This window comes from Hyalangium sp. (assembly GCF_035629615.1).
GTDB lineage: Bacteria > Myxococcota > Myxococcia > Myxococcales > Myxococcaceae > Hyalangium.
In genome coordinates this window covers 1-6,463 of sequence record NZ_DASPHO010000876.1, presented here as the reverse complement: position 1 = coordinate 6,463, position 6,463 = coordinate 1, and the positions used below count along the sequence as shown (strand labels likewise).

Below are 6,463 nucleotides of genomic sequence, written 5' to 3'. Positions count from 1 at the left end.
GTCCCACATGTCGAGTCGTGCGCACCCAGCCTTGCAAGGTCCCGTGTGCGCAGAGCCTTCGGAATTCCATGAGCGAAAACAGCGACAACACCGATCCCCGTGAACCCGTCCCGCCCCCCGCCGAGGCCGCTCGGCCCGAGCCGCCCGCCATGGATGACGATGGCGGCGACGATGGAGGGGACGACGACGGGCCCGACGACGGAGGAGACACCTCCGCCGCGTCTGGGCCAGGACAGCCTGGAGCCGCTGGCCAGCCGGGCCCCGGGGGTGGCCGCCGCCGCCGCCGCCGCCGCCGCCGTCGTGGCGCCCAGGTGCACTTCACCCCGGAGGGACAGGCCTACCGGATGCAGCCGGGGCAGGACGGGCAGATGGTGCAGGTGTTCCTCACGCCGCAGGAGCTCGAGCAGCACAAGCAGCGCCTGGCCCAGCAGCAACAGCAGCAACAGCAGCCGCCACCGCAGCCGCACGGCGGTGGCCAGCGGCAGCACCATGGCGGCGCTCAGGCCCAGCAGGCCGCGCCCCAGCCGAGCCTGGCGCCCGTGGAGGGCGTGCTGGACACAGAGGCCAAGGGCCCCAACGCCTTCCTGCGGCAGATCAAGAAGAACCTGCTGCCGTCGCCGGATGACCCGGAGATGCCGAAGAACCTGGTGCAGAAGCTCCGGCTGCGGCAGGGCCAGTACGTCACCGCGGGCGCGCAGATGCGGGGCACCAAGGGCGTCATCCAGCGTGTGGAGACGGTGGACGGCCGGCCGCTGGAAGGGGCGCCTCGCCTGCCGCACTTCGCGGATCTCACCTCGGTGGATCCGCTCGAGCGCATCAAGCTGGAGAACGGCCACCGCGAGATGGTGACGCGGGTGCTGGATCTGATCGCTCCCCTGGGCAAGGGGCAGCGCGCGCTGATCGTCGCCCCGCCGAAGACGGGCAAGACGATCATGCTCCAGCGGATCGCGCAGGCGGTCATCGCGAACCACCCCGAGATGCACGTGATGGTGCTGCTGATCGACGAGCGCCCCGAGGAAGTCACGGACATGCGCCGGACCATCAAGGCGGAGGTGCTGGCCTCCAGCTCGGACCGGCCTACGGGGGATCACCTCAAGGTGGCGGAGCTGGCGCTGGAGCGGGCGCGGCGGCTGGTGGAGTCCGGCAAGGACGTGCTGATCCTGCTGGACTCGATCACGCGGCTGGCGCGGGCCTACAACAAGGAAGTGGACAGCTCGGGCCGCACGCTGACGGGCGGTGTGGACAGCCGCGCGCTGGAGCGCCCCAAGCGCATCTTCGGCGCGGCGCGCGCCACCGAGGAGGCGGGGACGCTGACCATCGTCGGCACGGCGCTCATCGACACCGGCAGCCGCATGGACGAGGTCATCTTCGAGGAGTTCAAGGGCACCGGTAACTCCGAGGTGACGCTGGACCGGCTGCTGGCCGAGAAGCGCATCTTCCCGGCCATCAACATCGCCCAGTCCGGCACCCGCAAGGAGGAGAAGCTCTTCACCCAGAAGGAGTACGAGAAGGTGAAGAAGCTCCGGCAGATGCTCTTCTCGGTGAAGCCGGTGGAGGCCATGGAGGCCCTGGGCAAGCGCCTCACGCGGTACACCTACAACGACGAGTTCCTCGACGAGCTGTAGCCGGGTTCACGGGAGGGGGGCTGCCCCCTCCCAAGCGGGCTCCTCAGCTCCCGAGCTCGTGGGCCGTGTAGAGCAGGCTCACCGCCGCATACAGCACCGTCCCCTCCGGCTGCCTCCGCCGGGAGCGGCGGCGGTCATTGAAGCAACCCGCACCCGGCTTGTACGCTCGCGACCGCAGTGCGTGCACTGCACACCACACAGCGCGCCGCATGCCTCAAGGGAGAGGCCGCCATGAAGGTTTCCATTGTCCGCCGGTACGAGTCGAAGCTCGGTGACTCGGACTTCCATCCGTATCGCACCGGCGCATGGACACCGAACACGGTGGAGCTCGATGCCACCGACCTCGATGTGATCGAGGGTGAGATCCCGCGCGATCTGCAAGGGATCTATCTCCGCAACACGGAGAACCCCCTCTTCGAAGCCATCACCGGTCGCTATCACCCGTTCGACGGCGACGGGATGGTGCATGCGATCCGCTTCCGGGAGGGCCGCGCGGAATACCGCAATCGCTTCGTGAAGACCGCGGGGCTCCTCTCCGAACTGGAAGCAGGCTGCGCACTGTGGGCCGGGATCCTCGAGTCACCCGATGTCTCGCAGCGCGATGGCTGGGGCGCCCGTACACGGATGAAGGACACCTCGTCCACGGACATCCTCGTTCACCGGGGCGAAGCGCTCACCACGTTCTATCAGTGCGGGGATGCGTACCGACTCGATCCGTACACACTCGAGACACGCGGCACGGTGCACTGGAGCGAGCAGGCGGAAGGGAACCCGGGCGTGCGCGGTGTGTTCCCGAAGGGCGCGACCGTGTCCGCGCACCCGAAGGTGGACGCGCAGACGGGCGAGCTGCTGTTCTTCAACTACTCGAAGGAAGCACCGTTCCTGCACTTCGGCGTGGTCGACACGGAGGGGAGGCTCGCGCGCTACCTGCCGGTAGCCCTGCCGGGCCCGCGCCTTCCGCACGACATGGCGTTCACCGAGCACTACGCCATCATCAACGACTTCCCCATGATGTGGGACCCGGCACGTCTCGCGAAGAACCAGCACCGCCCGGTGTACCGCCCGGAGCTCGGTTCGCGCTTTGCGCTCGTGCGGCGCGATGGCACCGGCACCGTGCGCTGGTTCGAAGCCTCGCCCACGTACGTGCTGCACTTCTCCAACGCGTACGAAGAAGGCGACGAGATCGTCCTCGAGGGCTTCCACCAGGGTGCGCCGGTTCCGAAACTGCTCGAGGGCGAGACGGCCATCGATGCGTTCCGCAAGAGCCTGGACATGCACGAACTGAAGACGCGATTGCATCGCTGGCGGTTCAACCTGGTCACCGGCCGGACGCACGAAGCGTTCCTCGACGACGAGGTGTCCGAGTTCCCCACCATCGACAACCGCGTCGGCGGAAGGAAGCATCGCACGGTGATCGCCATGACGGGCGAGCCGGGGCACTTCCTCTTCAACGGCATGGTGGCGTACGACCTGGCGCGAGGGTCGAAGCAGTCGTACCGCTTCCCGGAAGGCGTCTTCGCCAGCGAGTCCCCGATTGCACCGCGCACGGGCGCACGCGACGAGGCCGACGGCTACGTGGTGACATTCGTGAGCGATGTGCGCAACGACGGCAGCGAGTGTCAGCTCTTCGAAGCGGGTGACATCGCCCGCGGCCCCATTGCGCGCATCCGTCTGCCACACAGGATCTCCAGCGGCACGCACGCCACGTGGGTGTCCGAAGCGGACCTCGCGAATGCTGGTGCAGAGGGGCCGAGGAGAACCCTTGGGGCAGCATCCGGCGCGGGCCGCTCAAGCGAGCGTCAGTAACGGCAGAACGTACGTCGTCGGGACAAGACTGGAATTGCCTGCAATACAGTGAATCATAGACTAGCAGGGAATCGAGCCTCCTGGGGACTCGCTGCACGACCCGCCAAGCGCCTGCACGATTGCTGGGAATGAACAGCGTCTCTCCGGTTCTCTCTACGCCGGGCAGGGGGCCCGCTGTCGTGATTATGGTTGATTCGAGAGCGAGTGCCGCCGGGCACTCAGTGCTGGTCGTTCCTGAGGAGAGTTCACCGTGCGGAGCCTGACACTCGTCCCTAGCGGAATTCCCGCCGTTGGTGACATCCCGTGGGGAAGCCACTTCTGCAACTTCTACGCGACGGCCCAGGATCTGGCGGACTCGCTGGTCCCGTTCTTCAAGGCCGGCCTCGAGCACAACGAAAAGTGCTTGTGGGTCACGTCCGAGCCTTTCCACGTGGAGGACGCCAAGGCCGCGCTGCGCACCGCGGTGCCGCGCCTGGAGTCGTACCTTCAGGAGGGGCGCATTGACATCATCGACCACCGGGAGTGGTACCTGCGCAGTGGGGAGACCCAGGCGGACGAGGTGCTCCAGGGGTGGGTCGACCGCAAGGAGCAGGCGCTGGCGAGGGGACTCTCGGGATTGCGCCTCACCGGGAATACGGCATGGCTCGAGGCGAAGGACTGGAAGAACTTCACGCAGTACGAGACTCAGGTGAATCAGGCCTTCCGCCAGCATGAGATCCTCGCCCTGTGCAGCTACTGCCTGCACCGCTGCGAGCCGATGGGAATCCTCGACGTGGTGCGCAACCACCAGTTCGCGGTGGCGCGTCGCGAGGGGGAGTGGGAGGTGCTGGAGAGCGCCTCGTTGAAGCTGGCCAAGGAGGAACTGCGCCGGCTCAACGAAGAGCTCGAGCACCGCGTGGTGGAGCGCACGGCCGCGCTCGAGGCGGCGCTCCAGGAGCGCCAGCGCGCGGAGCAGGAGGCGCTGGCCGCGGTGCGTGTGCGGGAAGAATTCCTCTCCATGGCCTCGCACGAGCTGAAGACGCCGCTGACCTCGCTGAGCCTGCAGCTGGAACTGGTGAAGGCGGGGCTGGCGGGCGCCGAGGGGCCGCTGGCCCAGAAGATGCCTCCGAAGCTGCAGACCATGGAGCGCCAGCTCTCACGCCTCAACGCGCTCAACGACAGCTTGCTGGACGTGACGACACTGAGCGGCGGGCAGCTTCGCCTGGAGCCCCGGCACGTGGAGCTGGTAGCGCTGGTGCGCGATGCGGTAGAGCGGCTCGAGCCGGACTTCTCGCGCGCGGGCTGTGAGGTGCGCCTGGAGGCGGAGGCGGAGGTGTGGGGCTGGTGGGACCCGCTGCGCCTGGATCAGGTCGTGGTCAACCTGCTGACCAACGCCAGCAAGTATGGCCGGGGCAAGCCCATCCATCTCCAGGTCCAGCGGCGGAGTGGGAGCGTGGCGCTGAGAGTGAAGGACCAGGGCATCGGCATCACCGCGGAGGCGCAGACGCGGCTGTTCCGCAAGTTCGAGCGCGCGGTGCCCTCGCAGCACTACGGCGGGCTGGGCCTGGGGCTCTACATCAGCCGCACGCTGGTAGAGGCGATGGGAGGCAGCATCCAGGTGGACTCCCGGCTCGGGGAGGGCGCTACCTTCACGGTGTCGCTCCCCTGTGAGTCAGGGCTACCACAAGTGTGACACCCAGGGCGGCAACAGCGGCTCGGCGCTGCAGAGCTGGGTGGGCAGCGATCTCTACGTGCTCGGCGTGCACAAGGGCTACCCGAACGCCACCGTCAACTATGGGCCGCGCTTCACTCAGCAGAAGGCCTCGGTCGATCTCTGCGGCTGGATCAAGCAGTGGCCGAGCATCTACGCGACCCGGAGCTGCAACTGACGCACGGGGTGGCTGTCCGGCCCACCTCTCTCTTGCCGCTACGGGCGCTCGGCTGCCGCCCGGCCCCGGCGCGCGGTGGTTCTCACCAGACTTGGCTCACCCCAGGTGGCGCCACCTTGACCGTAGTCCTGGGCCACCGCGGCGCGGCATCTCCGGTGTCTCTGCCGGCACTTCCCACTCCCTGGCCGTGAGCAAGGACGGTATTGCGGCGGACAATTACAAGCTGGAGGTGAAGACGCCCACGGAAGCGAGGAAGGGCCAGCCGGCCGTCGTAAGGGTGCACGTCGAGGGAACGAACGGGTACTTCGTGAACATTGATTATCCTATGTCGCTCGCCATCACGCCCCCGGCCGGCGTGACGGTCACGAAGGCCCAGCAGTTCCACCGGGATGCCGTGATGCTCAAGCCGTCCGGCATGGACTTCGACATCACGTTCACCTCGGCGGATGCGGGCAAGAAGGTCTTCACCGGCAACTTCAAGTTCGCGGTCGCCACCACAAAGGACGCCACCCTCGTCACCACGAAGATCGAGTTCTCCGTGGACGTGAAGTAGGAAGGGCTGGGCCACTGGATGGCGCTGTCAACCGTGCCATCCAGCGCACCCTGCCCCAGCGGGTGGCGCAGGGGAAGTTCGCCACCCAAGCGCGCGGCACGCATGACCCTTGAGGTATGGTGGCCATTCCCTACTCGAGGTCCCCATGCGGACTCCCCAAGCTCCTGCTCTGAACCCGGCGCTGCTTCCTCCTGGCACCTTGGTGGGCCCCTGGCTCGTGGTCGCCTGGGCGGGCCGCGGCGTCCACGGCGCCGTCTACCAGGTCGTGCACGTGGACAAACCCGAGGCCCGCCCCAAGGCACTCAAGCTCGCGCTGCTCCCCAGCGATCCTCGCTTCGTGCGCGAGGTAGAGCTGCTCTCCCTGGTGCGTCACCCCAGCGTCCCTCGCCTGTGGGACTCCGGGGATTGGCAGCACCCGAGCGGCGCCCTCCATCCCTTCGTTGTCATGGACTGGGTCGACGGAGCACCGCTCTATGACTGGGCCCGCCAGCACTCCCCTTCCTCCCAGCAGGTGCTCCGCCTGCTGGCCCAGCTCGCTCGCGTCCTCCAGACCTTGCACTCCCAGGGCTGTCTCCACCGAGACGTAAAAGGCGACAATGTCCTGGTGCGCC

7 protein-coding genes are annotated in these 6,463 nt (G+C 67.5%); 6 read left to right on the top strand and 1 reads right to left on the bottom strand.

Annotated features, from left to right (window positions below; translation table 11 throughout):
- Positions 1-68 precede the first annotated feature (68 nt).
- Complete coding sequence (rho, locus tag VD972_RS43855; protein ID WP_324995818.1) at positions 69-1,625, top strand: transcription termination factor Rho; 1,557 nt, start codon at positions 69-71, stop codon at positions 1,623-1,625.
- Between the two features lie 43 nt (positions 1,626-1,668).
- Here rho and VD972_RS43850 read toward each other — a convergent pair whose 3' ends face one another.
- Positions 1,669-1,812, bottom strand: coding sequence for a hypothetical protein (locus VD972_RS43850; RefSeq protein WP_324995816.1), 144 nt, complete (start codon positions 1,810-1,812; stop codon positions 1,669-1,671).
- Between the two features lie 44 nt (positions 1,813-1,856).
- On the opposite strand from VD972_RS43850, the gene VD972_RS43845 reads away from it, so the two are divergent.
- The 5 genes from VD972_RS43845 to VD972_RS43825 all read left to right on the top strand — a co-directional run.
- The gene (locus tag VD972_RS43845) at positions 1,857-3,431 is read left to right on the top strand and encodes a carotenoid oxygenase family protein (RefSeq protein WP_324995814.1); all 1,575 of its coding nucleotides are present in this window, start codon (positions 1,857-1,859) and stop codon (positions 3,429-3,431) included.
- A 250-nt stretch (positions 3,432-3,681) separates the two neighbouring features.
- Positions 3,682-5,103, top strand: a complete 1,422-nt coding sequence (locus VD972_RS43840; RefSeq protein ID WP_324995812.1) for an MEDS domain-containing protein — start codon at positions 3,682-3,684, stop codon at positions 5,101-5,103.
- Positions 5,078-5,299 (top strand): hypothetical protein, encoded by a 222-nt coding sequence (locus VD972_RS43835; protein WP_324995810.1) that lies wholly within the window; start codon positions 5,078-5,080, stop codon positions 5,297-5,299. The genes VD972_RS43840 and VD972_RS43835 overlap by 26 nt, the downstream gene beginning before the upstream one ends.
- Positions 5,300-5,486: 187 nt before the next feature.
- Entirely contained in the window at positions 5,487-5,852 is a 366-nt protein-coding gene (locus tag VD972_RS43830) for a hypothetical protein (RefSeq protein ID WP_324995808.1), read from the top strand.
- A 145-nt stretch (positions 5,853-5,997) separates the two neighbouring features.
- On the top strand, positions 5,998-6,463 hold a 466-nt coding region (locus VD972_RS43825; RefSeq protein WP_324995806.1), incomplete at its 3' end, for a protein kinase domain-containing protein.

What these genes read in the sequence shown, in the direction of transcription:
- rho (WP_324995818.1), top strand. Translation starts at nt 69, where the DNA reads ATGAGCGAAAACAGCGACAACACCGATCCCCGTGAACCCGTCCCGCCC.
- VD972_RS43845 (WP_324995814.1), top strand. Translation starts at nt 1,857, where the DNA reads ATGAAGGTTTCCATTGTCCGCCGGTACGAGTCGAAGCTCGGTGACTCG.